The organism is Streptomyces tanashiensis, from assembly GCF_014648895.1.
GTDB classification, from domain to species: Bacteria; Actinomycetota; Actinomycetes; order Streptomycetales; family Streptomycetaceae; genus Streptomyces; species Streptomyces tanashiensis.
The window spans coordinates 248067-268256 of sequence record NZ_BMRZ01000011.1; the positions used below are offsets into that span (position 1 = coordinate 248067).

The 20190-nt window shown below is 69.8% G+C and carries 16 protein-coding genes and 1 tRNA gene; 12 read left to right on the forward strand and 5 right to left on the reverse strand.

Annotation, left to right across the window (positions count from 1 at the left end; genetic code table 11):
• Nucleotides 1–12: 12 nt before the first annotated feature.
• The 4 genes from yidC to rpmH are packed head-to-tail and all read right to left on the reverse strand — an operon-like array spanning nt 13 to nt 2186.
• Complete coding sequence (yidC, locus tag IE237_RS28370) at nt 13–1329, reverse strand: membrane protein insertase YidC (RefSeq protein WP_189804957.1); 1317 nt, start codon at nt 1327–1329, stop codon at nt 13–15.
• Between the two features lie 3 nt (nt 1330–1332).
• Nucleotides 1333–1659 (reverse strand): membrane protein insertion efficiency factor YidD, encoded by a 327-nt coding sequence (yidD, locus tag IE237_RS28375; protein ID WP_189804958.1) that lies wholly within the window; start codon nt 1657–1659, stop codon nt 1333–1335.
• Nucleotides 1656–2027, reverse strand: coding sequence for a ribonuclease P protein component (rnpA, locus tag IE237_RS28380; RefSeq protein WP_189804959.1), 372 nt, complete (start codon nt 2025–2027; stop codon nt 1656–1658). Before rnpA ends, yidD begins: the two co-directional genes overlap by 4 nt.
• Before the next feature lie 21 nt (nt 2028–2048).
• The gene (gene rpmH / locus IE237_RS28385; RefSeq protein WP_007265229.1) at nt 2049–2186 is read right to left on the reverse strand and encodes a 50S ribosomal protein L34; all 138 of its coding nucleotides are present in this window, start codon (nt 2184–2186) and stop codon (nt 2049–2051) included.
• Between the two features lie 397 nt (nt 2187–2583).
• Here rpmH and dnaA point away from each other — a divergent pair, with 397 nt between their 5' ends.
• The 12 genes from dnaA to IE237_RS28445 all read left to right on the forward strand — a co-directional run bounded on the left by dnaA (nt 2584) and on the right by IE237_RS28445 (nt 18748).
• On the forward strand, nt 2584–4365 hold the full coding sequence (dnaA, locus tag IE237_RS28390) for a chromosomal replication initiator protein DnaA (RefSeq protein ID WP_189804960.1): 1782 nt from the start codon (nt 2584–2586) through the stop codon (nt 4363–4365).
• A 972-nt stretch (nt 4366–5337) separates the two neighbouring features.
• The gene (gene dnaN, locus IE237_RS28395) at nt 5338–6468 is read left to right on the forward strand and encodes a DNA polymerase III subunit beta (RefSeq protein WP_189804961.1); all 1131 of its coding nucleotides are present in this window, start codon (nt 5338–5340) and stop codon (nt 6466–6468) included.
• 111 nt (nt 6469–6579) lie between these two features.
• Nucleotides 6580–7458 (forward strand): phosphogluconate dehydrogenase (NAD(+)-dependent, decarboxylating), encoded by an 879-nt coding sequence (gnd, locus tag IE237_RS28400; RefSeq protein ID WP_150268264.1) that lies wholly within the window; start codon nt 6580–6582, stop codon nt 7456–7458.
• A 59-nt stretch (nt 7459–7517) separates the two neighbouring features.
• Nucleotides 7518–8639: a DNA replication/repair protein RecF gene (gene recF / locus IE237_RS28405; protein ID WP_189804962.1), complete on the forward strand. Its 1122-nt coding sequence runs from the start codon at nt 7518–7520 to the stop codon at nt 8637–8639.
• A gap of 5 nt (nt 8640–8644) precedes the next feature.
• Nucleotides 8645–9196 (forward strand): DciA family protein, encoded by a 552-nt coding sequence (locus IE237_RS28410; protein ID WP_189804963.1) that lies wholly within the window; start codon nt 8645–8647, stop codon nt 9194–9196.
• A 366-nt stretch (nt 9197–9562) separates the two neighbouring features.
• Nucleotides 9563–11593 carry a DNA topoisomerase (ATP-hydrolyzing) subunit B gene (gyrB, locus tag IE237_RS28415; RefSeq protein ID WP_189804964.1) on the forward strand — a complete coding sequence of 677 codons (2031 nt, stop codon included), beginning with the start codon at nt 9563–9565 and terminating at the stop codon, nt 11591–11593.
• Nucleotides 11594–11634: 41 nt separating this feature from the next.
• Complete coding sequence (gyrA, locus tag IE237_RS28420; RefSeq protein WP_189804965.1) at nt 11635–14238, forward strand: DNA gyrase subunit A; 2604 nt, start codon at nt 11635–11637, stop codon at nt 14236–14238.
• A gap of 4 nt (nt 14239–14242) precedes the next feature.
• The gene (locus IE237_RS28425) at nt 14243–14908 is read left to right on the forward strand and encodes a DUF3566 domain-containing protein (RefSeq protein WP_229842933.1); all 666 of its coding nucleotides are present in this window, start codon (nt 14243–14245) and stop codon (nt 14906–14908) included.
• Nucleotides 14909–15007: 99 nt separating this feature from the next.
• Nucleotides 15008–15081: transfer RNA gene (locus tag IE237_RS28430), tRNA-Ile, on the forward strand.
• A 147-nt stretch (nt 15082–15228) separates the two neighbouring features.
• Nucleotides 15229–15363 (forward strand): DLW-39 family protein, encoded by a 135-nt coding sequence (locus tag IE237_RS28435; protein ID WP_003958712.1) that lies wholly within the window; start codon nt 15229–15231, stop codon nt 15361–15363.
• A 158-nt stretch (nt 15364–15521) separates the two neighbouring features.
• Nucleotides 15522–17447, forward strand: a complete 1926-nt coding sequence (locus IE237_RS28440; RefSeq protein ID WP_370468299.1) for a vWA domain-containing protein — start codon at nt 15522–15524, stop codon at nt 17445–17447.
• Nucleotides 17444–18748 (forward strand): hypothetical protein, encoded by a 1305-nt coding sequence (locus IE237_RS28445; protein ID WP_229842934.1) that lies wholly within the window; start codon nt 17444–17446, stop codon nt 18746–18748. Before IE237_RS28440 ends, IE237_RS28445 begins: the two co-directional genes overlap by 4 nt.
• Nucleotide 18749: 1 nt before the next feature.
• Here the strand turns inward: IE237_RS28445 and IE237_RS28450 are convergent, their stop codons facing one another.
• Nucleotides 18750–20141, reverse strand: coding sequence for a serine/threonine-protein kinase (locus tag IE237_RS28450; protein WP_189804967.1), 1392 nt, complete (start codon nt 20139–20141; stop codon nt 18750–18752).
• Between the last annotated feature and the right edge of the window lie 49 nt (nt 20142–20190).

Sequence of the window (20190 nt, forward strand, 5' to 3'; positions counted from 1 at the left end):
TTCTGGGAGGGCTTACTTCTTGGAGGACGGGTGCTTGGGCCGCTGCTGGCCCTTGCGCTGCCCCTGACCGGACTTGCCCTGACGGGAGCCTCCGGAGTTGGCACGGCTCGGACGCTGCGGCTTGTCGGCCTGCGCCTCGCCCTTGGCCTCGGTCGTGGCCGGACCCTGAGGCTTCTTCTCGAGCGAGGTGGTCGCCTCTTCGGCGGCCGGCTCGGCGTCTTCCTCGGTGTCCTTCGCCACGGCCGGCTGGGCCGCGGAGGCCTGGCGCTGGGCCTTGCTCTGGCGCTTGGGCTGCTGACGCTTGGCGGTGGCACCGCCCTCGGCCTCGGCCACGAGGGTGTCGCCCTTGATCACGGTGCCGTCGGCCTGGGCGGCGAAGCCGGCCTTGGAGAGACCCGCGAAGAAGCGGCGCTCGTTGTCGTTGCGGTCGCTGCCCTTGGCGACGATCACCTTGACGACGCTCTTGCGGCGACGGCCGCGGACCTCACCGTGCTCCGTGATGCTCTTCAGCAGTCGCTGGAGGTAGGAGTCCTGGGCCTTGCTGCCCGGGGTCGGGTTCTGGTTGATCACGTACATCTGCTGGCCCATGGTCCACACGTTGGTGGTCAGCCAGTAGACGAGGACACCGACGGGGAAGTTGATACCCATGACGGCGAAGATCACCGGGAAGATGTACATGAGCATCTTCTGCTGCTGCATGTACGGGGTCTTCACCGAGAGGTCGACGTTCTTCATCATCAGCTGGCGCTGGGTGAAGAACTGCGAGGCCGACATCATGATGATCATGACCGCGGTGACGATGCGGACCGAGGTCAGCGAGGCGTCGAGAGCGGCGACCTCAGCCGCGGAGTCCGTGAACTTCGAGGCCAGCGGAGCACCGAAGATGTGTGCCTGACGGGCGCTGGCGAGCAGCGGGCCGTCGATGACACCGATCTCCTTGCCGGAGGCGATCGCGGAGAGCACGTGGTACAGGGCGAAGAAGAACGGCGACTGCGCCAGGATGGGAAGGCACGAGGAGAGCGGGTTGGTACCCGTCTCCTTGTACAGCTTCATCATCTCTTCGGACTGACGCTGCTTGTCGCTCTTGTAGCGCTCCTGGATCGCCTTCATCTTCGGCTGGAGCGCCTGCATGTTCCGCGTCGACTTGATCTGCTTGACGAACAGCGGGATCAGACAGATACGGATCAGCACCACGAGGGACACGATGGACAGGCCCCAGGCCCAGCCCGTGTCGGGGCCGAAGATCGCCCCGTACACCTTGTGGAACTGGACGATGACCCAGGAAACGGGCCAGGTGATGAAGCTGAACAGACTGGCAATCGTGTCCACTAATCAGGCTCCTTGAGCATTGGGCGAGGTCTCGGTGGCCGGGCTCGTCTCGGCGGTGGACCCGCCCTTGTCGCCACGCAGCGCGTTCCGCAGCATTTCGTGCCAGCGGGGGCGCTTGCGCGCGGGGACGTGATCCACACCGCCGGGCGACCACGGGTTGCACCGCAGGATGCGCCAGGCGGTCAGGGCCGTGCCCTTGATCGCGCCATGCCGGTCGATGGCCGTGAATCCGTAGTGGGAACACGACGGGTAGTACCGGCAGACGGGCCCCAGAAGAGGGCTGATCGTCCACTGGTACAGCTTGATGAGAGCCAGCAGCGGGTACTTCATCGCGCGCCCCCTCCCAGCAGCCGCTGGAGAGCGGCGTCCAGGTCTCGGGCCAGCTGTGCGTGTTCGGCGTCGCCGGCTCCGGGCAACGCCCGTACGACCACCAGGCTACCGGGGGGCAGCTCGGCGAGGCGGTCGCGGACGAGATGGCGCAGGCGTCGCTTCACCTGGTTGCGTACGACCGCACCGCCCACGGCCTTGCTCACGACGAAACCCGCACGCGTCGGGGGAGCGCTCTCCCCAGGCGCGTGCGGGTTCGATGCACCGCTGCGTAGGTGGACGACGAGGAGCGGGCGACCAGCCCGGCGACCTCGGCGTACCGCGGTTGCGAAGTCCTCGCGCCGCCTCAGCCGATTCTCGGTAGGCAGCACGTCATGACCTGTTTAAGCGGATCAGGCGGACAGCGCCGAGCGACCCTTGGAACGGCGGTTCGCAAGGATGGCGCGACCGGCACGCGTACGCATGCGCAGGCGGAAGCCGTGGGTCTTGGCGCGACGACGGTTGTTCGGCTGGAAGGTGCGCTTGCTCACTCGGGGGCTCCAGAAATGATTCGTAGATGGCGGGACATCGCCTGGCTGTCACCGTGCGCCCACGAGTAGCTCGCAATACGCCCGAGTGCACCGCTACACGATCACTGACCGTGATCTTTGCCCATCGGAGGCAGGCGGCAGCAGCCATCGACAACTCGACCTGGTTACGGTACGCGCGGCTACGCCATCCGGTCAAACCGACCTGTCGCCACCCCCCATTGTGCACAGGCTGTGGACAACAACTTGAACCACGTCATCCGGCCCGACTACCGTGGACGGTCTCCACAATCTTTTGCCGTTCTGTCCTCACCTGTCCTCAACGGACCCGTCCTCACGGACTTCGACCCACTGTCCCCGAGAACCACACCATCGTGGGACCTGCGAGAAAGCGTGCCCTGTGGCTGACGTACCTGCCGATCTTGCCGCAGTGTGGCCACGCGTCCTCGAGCAGCTCCTCGCGGAGGGCCAGCAGGGAATCGAGCCCAAGGACAAGCAGTGGATCGAGCGCTGCCAGCCGCTCGCCCTGGTCGCGGACACGGCTCTGCTCGCCGTGCCCAACGAATGGGGCAAGCGGGTCCTGGAGGGCCGGCTCGCGCCGCTGATCAGCGAGACCCTCAGCCGTGAGTGCGGCCGGCCGATCCGGATCGCGATCACCGTCGACGACTCCGTCGGCGAGCCGACCCCGCCGGCGCCCCCGGTCCAGCAGCCGCAGCAGCCCCGCTACGACGAGCGCGCGCAGCCCGAGCCGTACGAGAAGTACGAGGGGTACGGCCACCGGCCGATGCCCGACGACGGACTGCCCACCGCGCGCCCGGCCTACCCGGACTACCCGCAGCAGCAGCGGCCCGACCCCGGCGCCTGGCCGCGCACCCAGGAGGACCTCTCCTGGCAGCAGCCGCGGCTCGGCGGCTACCAGGAGCGCGCCCCGTACACCGGTCCGGAGCAGTCCCGGCAGACCCGCTACGACGAGCCCTCCCGCGGTTACGAGCCGCAGCGGCCCGAGCGCGCCGAGCTGCCCGAGCCTCCGAACCACGGTCCCCGTCCCGGTCCCCGCCCCGGCGGTCCGGTCCCCGGGCCGGGCGGTGTGCCGGGCGGCGGGCACGGCTCCTCGTCCTCCGGGCAGGGCGCGGGCGCCCCGGGTGAGCAGCACGCGCGGCTGAACCCCAAGTACCTCTTCGACACCTTCGTCATCGGTTCCTCGAACCGGTTCGCGCACGCGGCCGCCGTCGCGGTGGCCGAGGCGCCGGCGAAGGCGTACAACCCGCTCTTCATCTACGGGGAGTCGGGCCTCGGCAAGACCCACCTGCTGCACGCGATCGGACACTACGCGCGGAGCCTCTACCCCGGCACGCGCGTGCGGTACGTGAGCTCCGAGGAGTTCACCAACGAGTTCATCAACTCGATCCGCGACGGCAAGGGCGACGCCTTCCGCAAGCGCTACCGCGATGTGGACATCCTCCTCGTCGACGACATCCAGTTCCTGGCGAGCAAGGAGTCGACGCAGGAGGAGTTCTTCCACACCTTCAACACCCTCCACAACGCGAACAAGCAGATCGTGCTGTCCTCGGACCGGCCGCCCAAGCAGCTGGTGACCCTGGAGGACCGGCTCCGCAACCGCTTCGAGTGGGGCCTCACCACCGATGTGCAGCCGCCCGAGCTGGAGACGCGTATCGCGATCCTCCGCAAGAAGGCGGTGCAGGAGCAGCTCAACGCCCCGCCGGAGGTGCTGGAGTTCATCGCGTCCCGGATCTCGCGGAACATCCGTGAGCTGGAGGGCGCGCTGATCCGGGTGACGGCCTTCGCGAGCCTCAACCGGCAGCCGGTGGACCTCGGACTCACCGAGATCGTCCTCAAGGACCTGATCCCGGGCGGCGAGGACTCGTCGCCGGAGATCACGGCGCCGGCCATCATGGCGGCCACCGCCGACTACTTCGGTCTGACGGTGGAGGACCTCTGTGGATCCTCGCGCAGCCGCGTCCTGGTGACGGCCCGGCAGATCGCCATGTATCTGTGCCGGGAGCTCACGGACCTGTCCCTGCCGAAGATCGGCGCGCAGTTCGGCGGTCGCGACCACACGACGGTGATGCACGCGGACCGGAAGATCCGTGCGCTGATGGCAGAGCGGCGCTCCATCTACAACCAGGTCACCGAACTCACCAACCGCATCAAGAACGGCTGACGCGAGCCTCCACAGCCTCGTCGGGACCGCTTCAGGGGCTCGCAAGGGCCTCGCAAGGGCCTCGCAAGGGCCTCGCCACAGCCTCCGACGGCCTCGCCACCGGCCTCGCCACGGCCTCACGACGGCCTCGCCAGGACCTCACGACGGCCTCCACGACGGCCTCATCAGAGCCACATCAGGGCGCTCCGGGACACCTCCCGGGGCGCCCTTCGGCGTTCCCGCGGCCCTCCGCCCGTCCCCGACCACCCCTGCCGTGTTCGATTACTCCGTTCCGGTGGCGGGTTCTCCACAGATTGGGGGATGATCTCCCGTCCACAGGGTGGGGACTGTCGAGTTATCCGGATTGTGTCCACAGGCCAGCCTGGTGACAGATCATCACCCCAGGTCAGACCCTTGTGGAATTGTTGGCAAACGATCTCCACAGGCTGTGGATGAATCTTTCGTCCACAGGCGGTCCCGAAGGTTGTCCACCGGCTGCCCACAGGCGGCGGTCGGTTGCCCACAGCTTCTCCACACCGCTGTCCACTGTTCGGCAACGAAACACTCCCGCTCACCGGGCCGAGTGAAAGCCGTCACACCAAGGGAGACGTTTGGGCTGTGGGGAACCTGGGGAAAGCTGGGGACAGCGCTGGGGAGAACTCCCCATGGCCTGTGTACCGGCTGTGCAGAACTTTCGGGTGTCCACAGATACCCCCGGTTGTCCACGGGCTTCACCCACAGGCTCGGTGGACAAGAAACCGGACCTGACCTGCGAAAACGACGTTATCCACGGTTTCCACAGGCCCTACTACTACTCCCACATAGAGTTAGCCCGGAATTCGCTTCGAAGTGGGACCTGTGCACAACTCGGCGCCGGAGCTCCGACGCGCTCTTGTCGCGACTTGACCCCGAGCAGCACCAGGTGTCGGTGGCGTACGTCAGACTGGTTCCCGCAGTCGACGAAGAGCCAGCAACAAGCAGGAGGCGGTTCCGGTGAAGATCCGGGTGGAGCGCGACGTACTTGCCGAGGCGGTGGCCTGGGTGGCCCGCAGCCTCCCGGCCCGTCCGCCGGCTCCCGTGCTCGCGGGCCTTCTCCTGAAGGCCGAGGACGGCGCGCTGAGCTTCTCGAGCTTCGACTACGAGGTCTCGGCCCGTGTCTCCGTCGAGGCCGAGGTCGAGGAGGACGGCACCGTCCTCGTCTCCGGCCGGCTGCTCGCCGACATCTGCCGCGCCCTCCCCAACCGTCCCGTGGAGATCTCCACAGACGGTGTACGGGCGACCGTGGTCTGCGGCTCCTCCCGCTTCACCCTCCACACCCTGCCTGTGGAGGAGTACCCGGCGCTGCCGGAGATGCCCACCGCGACGGGCACCGTCCCCGGTGAGGTCTTCGCCTCCGCCGCCGCGCAGGTGGCCATCGCCGCCGGCCGTGACGACACGCTGCCCGTCCTCACCGGTGTGCGCATCGAGATCGAGGGCGACACGGTCACCCTGGCCTCCACCGACCGCTACCGCTTCGCGGTCCGCGAGTTCCTGTGGAAGCCGGAGTCCCCGGACGCCTCCGCGGTCGCCCTGGTGCCCGCGAAGACCCTCCTGGACACCGCGAAGGCGCTCACCAGCGGTGACACGGTCACCCTGGCGCTCTCCGGCTCCGGCAAGGGCGAGGGCCTCATCGGCTTCGAGGGCGCGGGCCGCCGCACCACCACCCGCCTCCTGGAGGGCGACCTCCCGAAGTACCGGACGCTCTTCCCCACCGAGTTCAACTCGATCGCGGTGATCGAGACGGCCCCCTTCGTCGAGGCCGTGAAGCGTGTGGCCCTGGTGGCCGAGCGCAACACCCCGGTCCGGCTGAGCTTCGAGCAGGGCGTGCTGATCCTGGAGGCCGGTTCCAGCGACGACGCACAGGCTGTGGAGCGGGTCGACGCGCAGCTGGACGGCGACGACATCTCGATCGCCTTCAACCCGACCTTCCTGCTGGACGGTCTGAGCGCGATCGACTCCCCGGTCGCCCAGCTCTCCTTCACGACCTCCACCAAGCCGGCGCTGCTGAGCGGCAAGCCCGCGCTCGACGCCGAGGCGGACGAGGCCTACAAGTACCTGATCATGCCGGTGCGGCTGTCGGGCTGACGGCCGTCGTGAGGGGGCGTCGCCTGAGCGGCTGACCCCACAGGTGTGCACCGGGGTCCGGGCGTAGGCTCGGACCCGGGTACACCGCACACGACGCTTAAGGAATCTCTGATGGAGCTCGGTCTCGTCGGTCTCGGCAAGATGGGCGGCAACATGCGTGAGCGCATCCGCCGCGCAGGCCACACCGTCATCGGATACGACCGCAACCCGGACCTCGCCGATGTCCACAGCCTCGAAGAGCTTGTGGGCAAGCTCAAGGGTCCGCGCGTCGTGTGGGTCATGGTCCCGGCGGGTGCCGCGACCCAGTCCACCATCGACGAGCTGGCCGACCTGCTCTCCCCCGGCGACATCGTCGTGGACGGCGGGAACTCGCGCTGGACGGACGACGAGAAGCACGCCGAGGAGCTCGCCGCCAAGGGCATCGGCTTCGTCGACTGCGGCGTCTCCGGCGGTGTGTGGGGCCTGGAGAACGGCTACGCGCTGATGTACGGCGGTTCTGCCGAGGACGTGGCGAAGGTCCAGCCGATCTTCGACGCGCTCAAGCCCGAGGGCGAGTTCGGCTCGGTCCACGCGGGCAAGGTCGGCGCCGGCCACTTCGCGAAGATGGTCCACAACGGCATCGAGTACGCGATGATGCAGGCCTACGCCGAGGGCTGGGAGCTCCTGGAGAAGGTCGACTCCGTCACCGACGTGCGCGAGGTCTTCCGCTCCTGGCAGGAGGGCACGGTCATCCGTTCCTGGCTGCTCGACCTCGCGGTGAACGCGCTGGACGAGGACGAGCACCTGGACAAGCTGCGGGGCTACGCGTCGGACTCCGGCGAGGGCCGGTGGACGGTCGAGGCCGCCATCGACAACGCCGTCCCGCTGCCGGCGATCACCGCGTCGCTGTTCGCGCGGTTCGCGTCCCGTCAGGACGACTCCCCGCAGATGAAGATGATCGCCGCGCTGCGCAACCAGTTCGGTGGCCACGCGGTCGAGACGAAGAAGTAATCCACAGGCTGTGCACCCCGCGGTGCACAGCCGCCGGGGGAAGAAGGTCGGCGCCCACCATGCACGTCACGCATCTCTCGCTGGCCGACTTCCGTTCCTACGCCCGGGTCGAGGTCCCGCTCGACCCGGGCGTCACCGCTTTCGTGGGCGCGAACGGCCAGGGCAAGACCAATCTGGTCGAGGCCGTCGGCTATCTCGCGACCCTCGGCAGCCACCGCGTCGCCTCCGACGCACCGCTCGTCAGGATGGGCGCGGAGCGCGCGGTCATCCGCGCCGCCGTCACCCAGGGCGAGCGCTCCCAACTGGTCGAGCTGGAGCTCAACCCGGGCCGGGCCAACCGTGCCCGTATCAACAGGTCCTCGCAGGTCAGACCGCGTGACGTGCTGGGAATCGTACGGACCGTGCTGTTCGCCCCCGAGGACCTCGCCCTGGTGAAGGGCGACCCCGGCGAGCGCCGGCGCTTCCTCGACGACCTGATCACGGCGCGCACGCCGCGCATGGCGGGCGTGCGCTCCGACTACGAGCGCGTGCTCAAGCAGCGCAACACCCTCCTGAAGTCGGCGGCGACGGCCCGGCGGCACGGCGGCCGGGGCATGGACCTGTCGACCCTGGACGTGTGGGACCAGCACCTGGCCCACGCGGGCGCCGAGCTGCTCGCCCAGCGGATCGACCTCATCGGCGTACTGCAGCCGCTCGCCGACAAGGCGTACGAGCAGCTCGCGCCCGGCGGCGGGCCGATCCTGCTGGAGTACCGGCCCTCCGCACCTGGCACCGGACACACCCGCGAGGAGCTGTACGAGCAGCTGCTCGCCGCCCTCGCCGAGGTCCGCAAGCAGGAGATCGAGCGGGGCGTCACGCTCGTCGGACCCCACCGGGACGAGCTCCTGCTGAAGCTCGGCGACCTCCCCGCGAAGGGGTACGCGAGCCACGGCGAGTCCTGGTCGTACGCGCTCGCGCTGCGGCTGGCCTCGTACGACCTGCTGCGGTCCGAGGGGAACGAGCCGGTCCTCGTCCTCGACGACGTCTTCGCCGAACTGGACGCGCGGCGGCGCGAGCGGCTCGCGGAGCTGGTGGCGCCGGGCGAGCAGGTGCTGGTCACGGCGGCGGTGGACGACGACGTGCCGGGCGTCCTCGCGGGCACGCGGTACGCCGTTTCCGGCGGGGCCGTGGAACGGGTGTGAGCGGCATGAGTGAAAAGCCTGTGGACAAGTCGGCCGGACCCGCGGTGCCCGAAGCCTCGGGCGTCGATCTCGCGCGGGTCGCGCTGCGCGCCGCCAAGGAGCAGGCGAAGGCGCGGGGCGCGGCGGCGGCGCAGAAGAAGCAGGCCCGGCGCGGCGGCGGGCTGCGCTCCGGGGCGCGCGCCGACGGACGCGACCCGATGGCGCTCGGCGCCGCGATCAACCGGCTGATCACCGAGCGCGGCTGGGAGACCCCGGCGGCGGTCGGCGGGGTCATGGGCCGCTGGCCGCAGATCGTCGGCGAGGACCTGGCGAAGCACTGCGTACCGCTGAAGTTCGACGACGAGCCGGATGCGCGGGTGCTGACCGTGCAGTGCGACTCGACGGCGTGGGCGACACAGCTGCGGCTGCTCGCTCCGACGCTGGTCGCCCGGCTCAACGAGGACCTCGGGCACGGGACCGTGCGGATGATCAAGGTGCTGGGGCCGGGCGGTCCCCGCCGGGGGTACGGGCCGCTGCGTGCGCCGGGGTCTGTGGGGCCCGGGGACACGTACGGGTAGTACGGGGCGGTCCTCGGGGTGCGGGTCCAAGCAGGTCGGGCGCCGTGCGCGGGGGCGTTGTGCCCACCCGTTCCGCCCTGCGGAACGTATGCCCACAACGCGGTGCCGAAGTACGCCCACGACGCCTGCGGCCGACGTGCCCACTGGCCGTCACAGCCCGAAGCGCTGGGTGGCCGTCAGGGGGCTCTGGAGCCCCTATCCGAATATGGGGAGTCGTCTCGCTCCCGCTCAGGGCGGCACATGCGGACTCAGGTACCGGCAAACCCCCATGACTGTCAGCGCTACCGGTAGACTGGGAGACAATCCCGCCACCCTGCGGAACATGTCGAACGACGCAGCCGCTCCCGTATGCCCGGAGAACGGCCTGTGCTGTGCCAGAAAGGGCGCTTCGTGGCCGATTCCGGCGACCCCAACGAGAACAACCAGTACACCGCCAGCAACATCCAGGTACTCGAGGGCCTGGATGCCGTGCGCAAGCGCCCTGGCATGTACATCGGCTCGACCGGTGAGCGCGGCCTGCACCACATGGTGCAGGAGGTCGTCGACAACTCGGTCGACGAAGCCCTGGCCGGCCACGCCGACACCATCGACGTGACGATCCTGGCCGACGGCGCCGTGCGCGTCGTCGACAACGGCCGTGGCATCCCGGTGGGCATCGTGGCCTCCGAGGGCAAGCCGGCCGTCGAGGTCGTGCTGACCGTGCTGCACGCCGGCGGCAAGTTCGGCGGTGGCGGTTACGCCGTCTCCGGCGGTCTGCACGGTGTCGGTGTGTCCGTCGTGAACGCCCTGTCCACCAAGGTCTCCGTCGAGATCAAGACGGACGGCCACCGCTGGACGCAGGACTACAAGATGGGCGCCCCGACCGCGCCCCTCGCGCAGCACGAGGCGACCGACGAGACCGGCACCTCGGTCACGTTCTGGGCCGACCCGGACATCTTCGAGACGACCGAGTACTCCTTCGAGACGCTCTCGCGGCGCTTCCAGGAGATGGCCTTCCTCAACAAGGGCCTGACGATCACGCTCACCGACGAGCGCGAGTCCGCGAAGGCGACCGTCGGCGCCGACGACCCGGACGCCGAGGCGGCCGCCACGCAGGCCGCGCGCACGGTCAGGTACCACTACGAGGGCGGCATCGTCGACTTCGTGAAGTACCTCAACTCGCGCAAGGGCGAGCTGATCCACCCCACGGTGATCGACCTCGAGGCCGAGGACAAGGACAAGGCCCTCTCCCTCGAAGTCGCGATGCAGTGGAACAGCGGCTACAGCGAGGGCGTGTACTCCTTCGCCAACATCATCCACACCCACGAGGGCGGCACGCACGAGGAGGGCTTCCGTGCGGCGCTGACCTCGCTGATCAACAAGTACGCGCGCGACAAGAAGCTGCTCCGCGAGAAGGACGACAACCTCACGGGCGACGACATCCGCGAGGGTCTGACGGCGATCATCTCGGTCAAGCTGAGCGAGCCGCAGTTCGAGGGCCAGACCAAGACCAAGCTGGGCAACACGGAGGTCAAGACCTTCGTCCAGAGGGCGGTCTACGAGCACCTCAACGACTGGCTGGACCGCAACCCGATCGAGGCCGCGGACATCATCCGCAAGTCGATCCAGGCCGCCACCGCGCGCGTGGCCGCGCGCAAGGCGCGCGACCTGACCCGTCGCAAGGGCCTTCTGGAGTCGGCGTCGCTGCCGGGCAAGCTGTCCGACTGCCAGTCGAACGACCCGTCCAAGTGCGAGATCTTCATCGTCGAGGGTGACTCCGCCGGCGGCTCGGCCAAGTCCGGCCGCAACCCGATGTACCAGGCCATCCTGCCGATCCGCGGCAAGATCCTGAACGTCGAGAAGGCCCGGATCGACAAGATCCTGCAGAACACCGAGGTCCAGGCGCTGATCTCCGCCTTCGGCACCGGTGTGCACGAGGACTTCGACATCGAGAAGCTCCGCTATCACAAGATCATCCTGATGGCGGACGCCGACGTCGACGGCCAGCACATCAACACCCTGCTGCTGACCTTCCTCTTCCGCTTCATGCGGCCCCTGGTCGAGGCCGGTCACGTCTACCTCTCCCGCCCGCCGCTCTACAAGATCAAGTGGGGCCGGGACGACTTCGAGTACGCGTACTCGGACCGGGAGCGGGACGCGCTCGTCGAGCTGGGCAAGCAGAACGGCAAGCGGATCAAGGAAGACTCGATCCAGCGCTTCAAGGGTCTCGGCGAGATGAACGCCGAGGAGCTGCGCGTCACCACCATGGACGTCGAGCACCGCGTGCTCGGCCAGGTCACCCTGGACGACGCCGCGCAGGCCGACGACCTGTTCTCGGTGCTGATGGGCGAGGACGTCGAGGCACGCCGCTCGTTCATCCAGCGCAACGCCAAGGACGTTCGCTTCCTCGACATCTGAGTCGGTCTCAGCTGACCGTACGAAAGGACTGACGACCAGCAATGGCCGACGAAAACACTCCCGGCACCACCGAAGAGCAGGAGCCTGTGCTGCGGATCGAGCCCGTCGGGCTCGAGACCGAGATGCAGCGCTCGTACCTCGACTACGCGATGTCCGTCATCGTGTCCCGCGCGCTGCCCGACGTACGGGACGGTCTCAAGCCCGTGCACCGGCGTGTGCTGTACGCGATGTACGACGGCGGCTACCGGCCCGAGAAGGGCTTCTACAAGTGCGCCCGCGTCGTCGGTGACGTCATGGGTACGTACCACCCCCACGGCGACTCCTCGATCTACGACGCGCTCGTCCGCCTCGCCCAGCCCTGGTCGATGCGCATGCCGCTGGTCGACTCCAACGGCAACTTCGGCTCCCCGGGCAACGACCCGGCCGCCGCCATGCGCTACACCGAGTGCAAGATGGCGCCGCTGTCGATGGAGATGCTCCGCGACATCGACGAGGAGACCGTCGACTTCACGGACAACTACGACGGCCGCAACCAGGAGCCGACGGTCCTCCCGGCCCGGTTCCCGAACCTGCTGGTCAACGGCTCGGCCGGTATCGCCGTCGGTATGGCCACCAACATCCCGCCGCACAACCTGCGCGAGGTCGCGGCCGGCGCCCAGTGGGCGCTGGAGCACCCCGAGGCCACCCACGAGGAGCTCCTCGACGCGCTGATCGAGCGGATCAAGGGCCCGGACTTCCCGACCGGCGCGCTCGTCGTCGGCCGCAAGGGCATCGAGGAGGCGTACCGCACCGGCCGTGGCTCGATCACGATGCGCGCGGTCGTCGAGGTCGAGGAGATCCAGAACCGCCAGTGCCTGGTGGTCACGGAGCTGCCCTACCAGACCAACCCGGACAACCTCGCGCAGAAGATCGCCGACCTGGTGAAGGACGGCAAGATCGGCGGCATCGCCGACGTCCGCGACGAGACCTCGTCCCGGACCGGTCAGCGCCTGGTCATCGTGCTCAAGCGCGACGCCGTCGCCAAGGTCGTCCTCAACAACCTGTACAAGCACACCGACCTGCAGACGAACTTCGGCGCGAACATGCTGGCGCTCGTCGACGGCGTGCCGCGCACCCTCTCGCTCGACGCGTTCATCCGTCACTGGGTGACGCACCAGATCGAGGTCATCGTCCGCCGGACGAAGTTCCGGCTGCGCAAGGCCGAGGAGCGCGCCCACATCCTGCGCGGTCTGCTCAAGGCCCTCGACGCGATCGACGAGGTCATCGCGCTCATCCGCCGCAGCGACACCGTCGAGGTCGCGCGCACGGGCCTGATGGGCCTGCTGCAGATCGACGAGATCCAGGCCAACGCGATCCTGGAGATGCAGCTCCGCCGGCTCGCCGCCCTGGAGCGCCAGAAGATCGTCGCCGAGCACGACGAGCTCCAGGCGAAGATCAACGAGTACAACGCGATCCTGGCCTCCCCGGAGCGTCAGCGGGCGATCGTCAGCGAGGAACTGGCCGCGCTCGTCGAGCGGTTCGGCGACGACCGCCGTTCCAAGCTCGTGCCCTTCGACGGTGACATGTCCATCGAGGACCTGATCGCCGAGGAGGACATCGTCGTCACCATCTCGCGTGGCGGCTACGTGAAGCGGACGAAGACCGAGGACTACCGCTCGCAGAAGCGCGGCGGCAAGGGTGTGCGCGGCACGAAGCTGAAGCAGGACGACATCGTCGACCACTTCTTCGTCTCCACCACCCACCACTGGCTGCTCTTCTTCACGAACAAGGGCCGGGTCTACCGGGCCAAGGCGTACGAGCTGCCGGACGCCGGCCGGGACGCCCGCGGCCAGCACGTGGCCAACCTGCTGGCCTTCCAGCCGGACGAGCAGATCGCCCAGATCCTGGCGATCCGCGACTACGAGGCCGCGCCGTACCTGGTGCTCGGCACCAAGGCCGGTCTGGTGAAGAAGACCGCGCTGAAGGACTACGACTCGCCCCGCTCCGGCGGCGTCATCGCGATCAACCTGCGGGAGCGCGAGGACGGCAGCGACGACGAGCTGATCGGCGCCGAGCTGGTCTCCTCCGAGGACGATCTGCTGCTCATCTCGAAGAAGGCGCAGTCGATCCGCTTCACCGCCACGGACGACGCGCTGCGTCCGATGGGACGTGCCACCTCGGGCGTCAAGGGGATGAGTTTCCGCGAGGACGACGAGCTCCTCTCGATGAATGTCGTCCGGCCCGGTACGTTCGTCTTCACCGCGACCGACGGCGGGTACGCGAAGCGCACCCCCGTCGACGAGTACCGCGTCCAGGGTCGTGGCGGCCTCGGCATCAAGGCCGCCAAGATCGTGGAGGACCGCGGCTCGCTCGTGGGCGCGCTGGTGGTCGAGGAGACCGACGAGATCCTCGCCATCACGCTGTCCGGCGGTGTGATTCGTACGCGAGTCAACGAAGTCAGGGAGACCGGCCGTGACACCATGGGCGTCCAGCTGATCAACCTGGGCAAGCGCGATGCCGTCGTCGGCATCGCACGGAACGCCGAGGCGGGCAGCGAGGACGAGGACATCGACGACGCCGAGGGCGTGGTCGAGTCGGTCGAGGTCGAGGTCGAGTCCGAGGCTGTCGAGGGCACGGAGCCCTCGGCCGTTGAGCACGAGGAGTAAGAGCGTGAGTGGAGCCACGGGCGCCGGATCGGCGGCTGCCGGAGCTTCTGCTGGTGCTGGAGCGAACGGCGCCCGTGGCTCCGCCACGGACTCCCAGGGGGTTGCGGTGACGGACACTCGGGGGCAGCAGCCCTCGTACGAGACGTACAACGGGCCGCTGCCCGGCGAGCGCGCGGGCGCGCAGCAGCCGGGCGGGCCCTACCACCCGCCGCAGGCGTACGGCGCCCCGGCGGGCGGCACGGCGGGCGGGCAGAGCGGGGCCGTGCGCCGGCCGCGTACCGGGGCGCGCACGACGCCCAGGACGCGCAAGGCGCGGCTGCGGGTGGCCAAGGCCGATCCGTGGTCGGTGATGAAGGTGAGCTTCCTGCTCTCCATCGCGCTGGGCATCTGCACGATCGTGGCCGCGGCGGTGCTGTGGATGGTCATGGACGCCATGGGCGTCTTCTCGACGGTCGGCGGCACGATCAGCGAGGCCACGGGCTCGAACGAGTCCAACGGCTTCGACCTGCAGTCGTTCCTGTCGCTGCCGCGGGTGCTGATGTTCACCTCGGTGATCGCCGTGATCGATGTGGTCCTGATGACCGCGCTCGCGACGCTGGGCGCCTTCATCTACAACCTGTCGGCCGGTTTCGTGGGCGGTGTCGAGCTGACGCTGGCCGAGGACGAGTGATGTGCGCGGGGGCCGGGCGGGTAACCGATTTTGGGACTGGCCCCCACGTGCGCTAATGTTCAGGAGTCAGCGCGCGGGACACACACCGCAAAGCGCGGCGGGGCTATAGCTCAGTTGGTTAGAGCGCATCCCTGATAAGGATGAGGCCACAGGTTCAAATCCTGTTAGCCCCACAGTTCAGATCGACCCGGACGGTTCCTCCGTCCGGGTCGATCTGTTTGTGTGAGGTTTGAAGCCCGCACAGGTCACCGATCGGTATCGGTCGATGTGTAGAGTGGGCGTCAGAAGTCTCCTACGTCAACGAAAGACGAGGTCGCGCGGTGAAGAAGCTTCTCCTGGTCGCACTGGCCGCCATCGGCGGGCTCCTCGTGTACCGCCAGATCCAGGCGGATCGCGCCGAGCAGGACCTGTGGACGGAGGCGACCGACTCCGTGCCCGCAGGTTCCGGTGTCTGAGAGACACACACACACTGTGGGTGAAGCCCCGGCAGCGCGTCAGCGCCGCCGGGGTTTCGCTGTTCCAGGACCGTGACACGGGCTCCCTTGAGTTCGCCAGCGCAAATCACTAGCTTGCTAAAGCAAAGTTGAGTGAGCGCGAACAAGGGGGGACAGCTGTGAGAGTTCGACTTCTTCGACTTCGACGGGGCATCGCGGGAGGGACGGTCGCCGGGCTCTGCGCCCTGCTGCTCGCACCCGCCCCTGCGGCGGTCGCCGAGACCGGGCGGGAGCCCGGCGGGGGCAGCCTCGTCATGGTGCTCGACTCCTCCGGATCCATGGCCGACCCGGTGGGCGGCGGCGAGGACCCCGGGCGTACGAGGATGGCGGCGGCCCGCGACGCGGTCGGGACCGTCGTCGACGGCCTCCCCGACGGCCACCCCACCGGACTGCGCGTCTACGGCGCCGACCGGACGAGCGGCTGCACCGACACCCGGCTCGTGCGCCCGGTCGCCCCGCTCGACCGGGCCGGCCTCAAGGCGGCCGTGGCCGCCCTCGCGCCCAAGGGGGACACCCCCATCGGGCTCTCGCTGCGCAAGGCCGCGGCAGACCTGCCCGCACCGCCTCCCGGAGCCATCACGACCCGCACGATCCTGCTGATCTCGGACGGCGAGGACACCTGCGGCACCCCGCAGCCCTGCGAGGTCGCCGCCGAGCTCGCCCGCCAGGGCATCGGGCTGCGCATCGACACCGTCGGCTTCCAGGTGAAGGGCAAGGCCCGGGAGCAGCTGGAGTGTGTCGCCGAGGCCGGCAACGGTCGCTACTACGACGCGCCCGACGCCGACGCGCTCGCCCGCCAGCTCCAGCGGGCCGCCCGCCTCTCCGCGGACGGCTACCGGCTGCGCGGCACCAGGATCGAGGGCACGTCCACCAGGGACGGCGCGCCCGCCCTGCCGCCCGGCCAGTACCTCGACACCATCGGGCCCGGCGAGAAGCGCTACTACGCGGTCGACATGGACGACGCCTCCACCGTGAACCTCGCCGCCACGGCCGTACCGCAGCCGGGGGCGGCGGTGGACACCGTCGACAAACTGGCGACGACCATCGTCTGGGTCTCGGGCATCGGCGACGAAGGGGGCTGCGCGACGCGGACCCAGATCTTCCACCAGGACGAGGGCGCCGTCCCGCTGACCTCGGCCGTCTCCCGTATCCCCACCGAGAAGCGGTACTCCACCTGCGACAACGCCGGACGGTACTGGCTGCGCGTCGTGAGGGAGAGCAAGCCGGGCTCGGACGCGGCCCGCTGGCCCCTGGAGATCGTCCACGGCGTCGAGAAGCCGCTGCCCGCCGGGACCGTCCCGGCACCCTCGCAGCCCGAGTACGGGGCCGGCGGCCCGGAGGCCGCCCTGCCCACCGGCGACCCGAAGGACGTCCGGGGCGGCACCGGCTTCAACGACGCGAAGGAACTCGGCACCGGCGTCTTCCGCGACCGGCTGCTGCCCTCCGAGACCGTCTGGTTCAAGGTGCCGGTCGGCTGGGGCCAGCAGCTGCGCTACGACGTCGAGTTCGCCGACGAGCCCACCGTCGACGGATCCGGCTCCACCGCCCGCTCGTACGGCGGCACCGAGGTCTACACCCCGTCCCGGCACCCCGTCGGCACCGGTACCGGCGTCTTCACCTCCCGGACCGCCTACACCGGGGAGCGGGCCGCGCTGAAGATGGGCACGGTCCCCGTCACCTGGTCCAACCGCTACGAGGCCGACCCGAACGTGGTCGCGACGAGCACGCCCGGCAGCCACTACATCGCCGTCACCCTCGGCGCCGACGCGGCCGGGATCGCCCGGAACCCCGAGATCGCCGTCGTCCTGCGGATCGCCGTTCTCGGCGACGAAAAGGCCGGACCCGAGCACCACGCGCGCGTGAAGGCCCCCGCGAAGCAGGACGAATCCACCGCGCGGGCGGACACCGGAGGTGCGGGCGGGGCAGGATGGACCGGCACCACGGCCGTCGCGGTGGGCGGCGGGGCGCTGGTGCTGCTCGCCGGGGTGCTCATCGCCCTCGGGCGGGCGCGGCGCAGGGCGGGAAGGGACGGGAGAGACGCGTGAGCACGCAGGCCGGCAGGCGGACCGGGATCGGCCGGAGGGCGGGTGCCCTGATCGCGGCGGCCGCGGCCGTGGGCGCGGTGACGGCACTGCCCGTCCAGGCCCGGGCGGCCGAAGGCACCGAAGGGGCGGCCGTACCGCCGTACGCCTTCGACGGCTCGGCCCAGCGGATCCAGGGCGCCGCCTCCAGCCTCGACGCGAAGGCCCTGAAGACCGGCCAGACGTACCGGGACACCCTCAAGAAGGACGGCAAGCTCCACTACCGGGTCGACCTCGACTCGAAGCGGAACACCTACGTCTCCGTCGTCGCCGTCCCCAAGCCGGGCGGCAAGGTCGAGTACGGCGACGGCTTCAAGGTCAGCATCCAGGACAACTCCGGAGCCGACTGCGGCTACCAGGACGTCGACTTCGGCTCCGGGCAGTACGCCAGGCCGCTCGCCGCCTACGCCCGACGGATCGTCGACCCGGACTCCTCCAGCTGCCAGAAGCAGGGCGCCTACTACGTGCTCGTCGAGCGCGAGTCGGCGGCCACCTCCACCCCGGACGACTGGGAACTGGAGCTCCGGTACGTCACCGAGCCCCTGCTCAAGCAGGCGGGCCCCAGCGCCCTGCCCGAGGCCTGGCCCTCGGCCACGCCCGCCCCGCCCGCAGGAGGCCCGCAGAAGCGGCAGGGCGGCGCCGGGTTCCACGAGGCCGTCTCGCTGCGCGAGGGCGAGTGGCGGGCCGACATCCGGCCCGGCCAGACGCTCTTCTACCGGGTGCCCGTGGACTGGGGACAGCAGCTCTTCGCCGGCGCGGAACTGGGCAGCGGCAAAGAGGGGGACTCCGTGAGCAACGCGCTCACCCTCTCGCTCGACAACCCGGCCTTCGGCTTCGTCGACATGAACACGGTGCGCTACGACGGGAAGCCGGCGGCGCTGGCACTCGACCCGCTGCGGCCGGTGGCACACGAGAACCGCACCTCGTACGAGGAGGCCACCAGCGGCATGCGGTTCGCCGGCTGGTACTACCTGTCGGCGACGCTGAGCCCCGACATGGCCGCCGAGTACGGCGACGGGCCGGTGCCGCTGACGCTCCGGGTGAACGTCGAGGGCAGCCCCGGGCGGGCTCCCGCGTACGACGGGGACCCCGGGATGTTCTCGGTGACGGCGGACGACCGGGAGGCCGCGGCGAACGGCGCCAGCGGCGCCTCGGTCACGGCGAACGGCACCATGAAGGTCCTCGCGGCGGCCGGCATCGGCATCGGGACCGTGCTGCTGCTCGGGCTCGGGACCTGGACCCTGCTGGCCCGGCGGCGGGCCTGAGTCAGATCTGCGTCAGGGCCCAGAAACCGACCGCGAGCGACACCAGCGCGAGCAGGAGCACCGGGACCGTCACCTTCGGGGGCGGTCCCGGTCGGCGTACGGGGGCGAGCCGCGTGGGCGCGGTGTGCGGGGCGGGAACCTGATCGGGTCGAGCGGTGTATGGATGAGTGGGGGCTTGTCCGTACGGCGCCGCGGAGGTGGGCGCCTGCTCGAAGGAGGGGGTCGGGTGCGTGACCGGCGGAGGCAGGTGGAAGCTGCCCGTCTCGGAGGGCCCGGGCAGCGGCGCGGGCGCCGGGACGGGGGTGTGGGCCGTGGGCTGGTACGCCTGGTAGGGCTGGTGCTGTGGCTGCGCGGGCTGGGTGGGCTGTGCGGGCAGTGGAGCGGGCTGGGCGGCCGCCATGGGCTGTACGGGCTGTTCCTGGGCCGGTACGGGCGTGGGGGCAGGGGCCGGCGCGGCGAGCTCCGCGGTGGCGGGGCTTGCGTGGCCGGCGGAGCTCGCGGGGCCTGTGGGGTTTGTGGGGCCTTCGGGGCCGAAGCCGGTCGGCAGCGGGCCGAGTTGGTCGAAGATCTCGACCGGCTCCTCGTCGGGGCCCGGCTCGGGCAGCATCTCGACGGCGGCGCTCAGCGCCTTGCGCGCTCCCGTGGCCGTCCGGAAGCGGGCCTGCGGATCGGGCTGGAGCAGACCGGCGAGCACCTGCCACAGGGGCTCGGGGATGCCCTCCGGCGCACCCGGCGTCCCGTGCGCGAGGAAGTGCTCGACCAGGGCCTGGGAGTCCGGCTTGCGGCCCTGGAGCAGATAGAGCGCGACCAGGCCGACGGCGAAGAGGTCGGCGGTGAAGTCCGGCTCGGCGCCGAGGAGCTGCTCGGGCGCGAAGTAACCGGGCGTCCCCACCACATAGTTGGTCTCGGTGAGGCGGGGTTCGCCCTTGCGCATGGAGATGCCGAAGTCGGACAGCCGCAGATGCGGCCGCCCGGTTCCGGTGACCTCCATGAGGATGTTCGCGGGCTTGATGTCGCGGTGCACGACCCCCTCGGCGTGCACCGTGGCCAGACCCGAGAGCAGCTGGTCGAGCAGCGCGCAGACGAAGCGGGGCGGCAGCGGACCGTAGTCCCCGATCACGTGCGCCAGCGAGCCGCCGGCCACCAGGTCCATGGTGAAGAGGACCTTGTCGTCGTCGGCGGCCCAGCTGGCCGGCGCGAGGACGTGCGGATGGTCGATCCGCAGCGCCTGCTCGCGCACGAAGCGGAGCAGTGTGTGCGCGTCGCTCTGCAGGAGCACCTTGGCCGCGACATAGCGGCGGCGCCGGTGGTCCCAGGCACGCCAGACCGCTCCCGCCCCGCCACGTCCGATCGGGTCGATCAGCTCGTACCGACCAGCGAAGACCTCACCCATCGCGCTGCGCCCGCTCCCCGTGTGCGTCGTCGTCTCTCGACGGTCCCGG

Bases quoted from the DNA above. Each gene is read 5' to 3' on its own strand.
- IE237_RS28450 (WP_189804967.1), bottom strand. From the start codon at position 20,141: ATGGGTGAGGTCTTCGCTGGTCGGTACGAGCTGATCGACCCGATCGGA.
- gyrA (WP_189804965.1), top strand. From the start codon at position 11,635: ATGGCCGACGAAAACACTCCCGGCACCACCGAAGAGCAGGAGCCTGTG.
- gnd (WP_150268264.1), top strand. From the start codon at position 6,580: ATGGAGCTCGGTCTCGTCGGTCTCGGCAAGATGGGCGGCAACATGCGT.
- yidD (WP_189804958.1), bottom strand. From the start codon at position 1,659: ATGAAGTACCCGCTGCTGGCTCTCATCAAGCTGTACCAGTGGACGATC.
- IE237_RS28410 (WP_189804963.1), top strand. From the start codon at position 8,645: ATGAGTGAAAAGCCTGTGGACAAGTCGGCCGGACCCGCGGTGCCCGAA.
- recF (WP_189804962.1), top strand. From the start codon at position 7,518: ATGCACGTCACGCATCTCTCGCTGGCCGACTTCCGTTCCTACGCCCGG.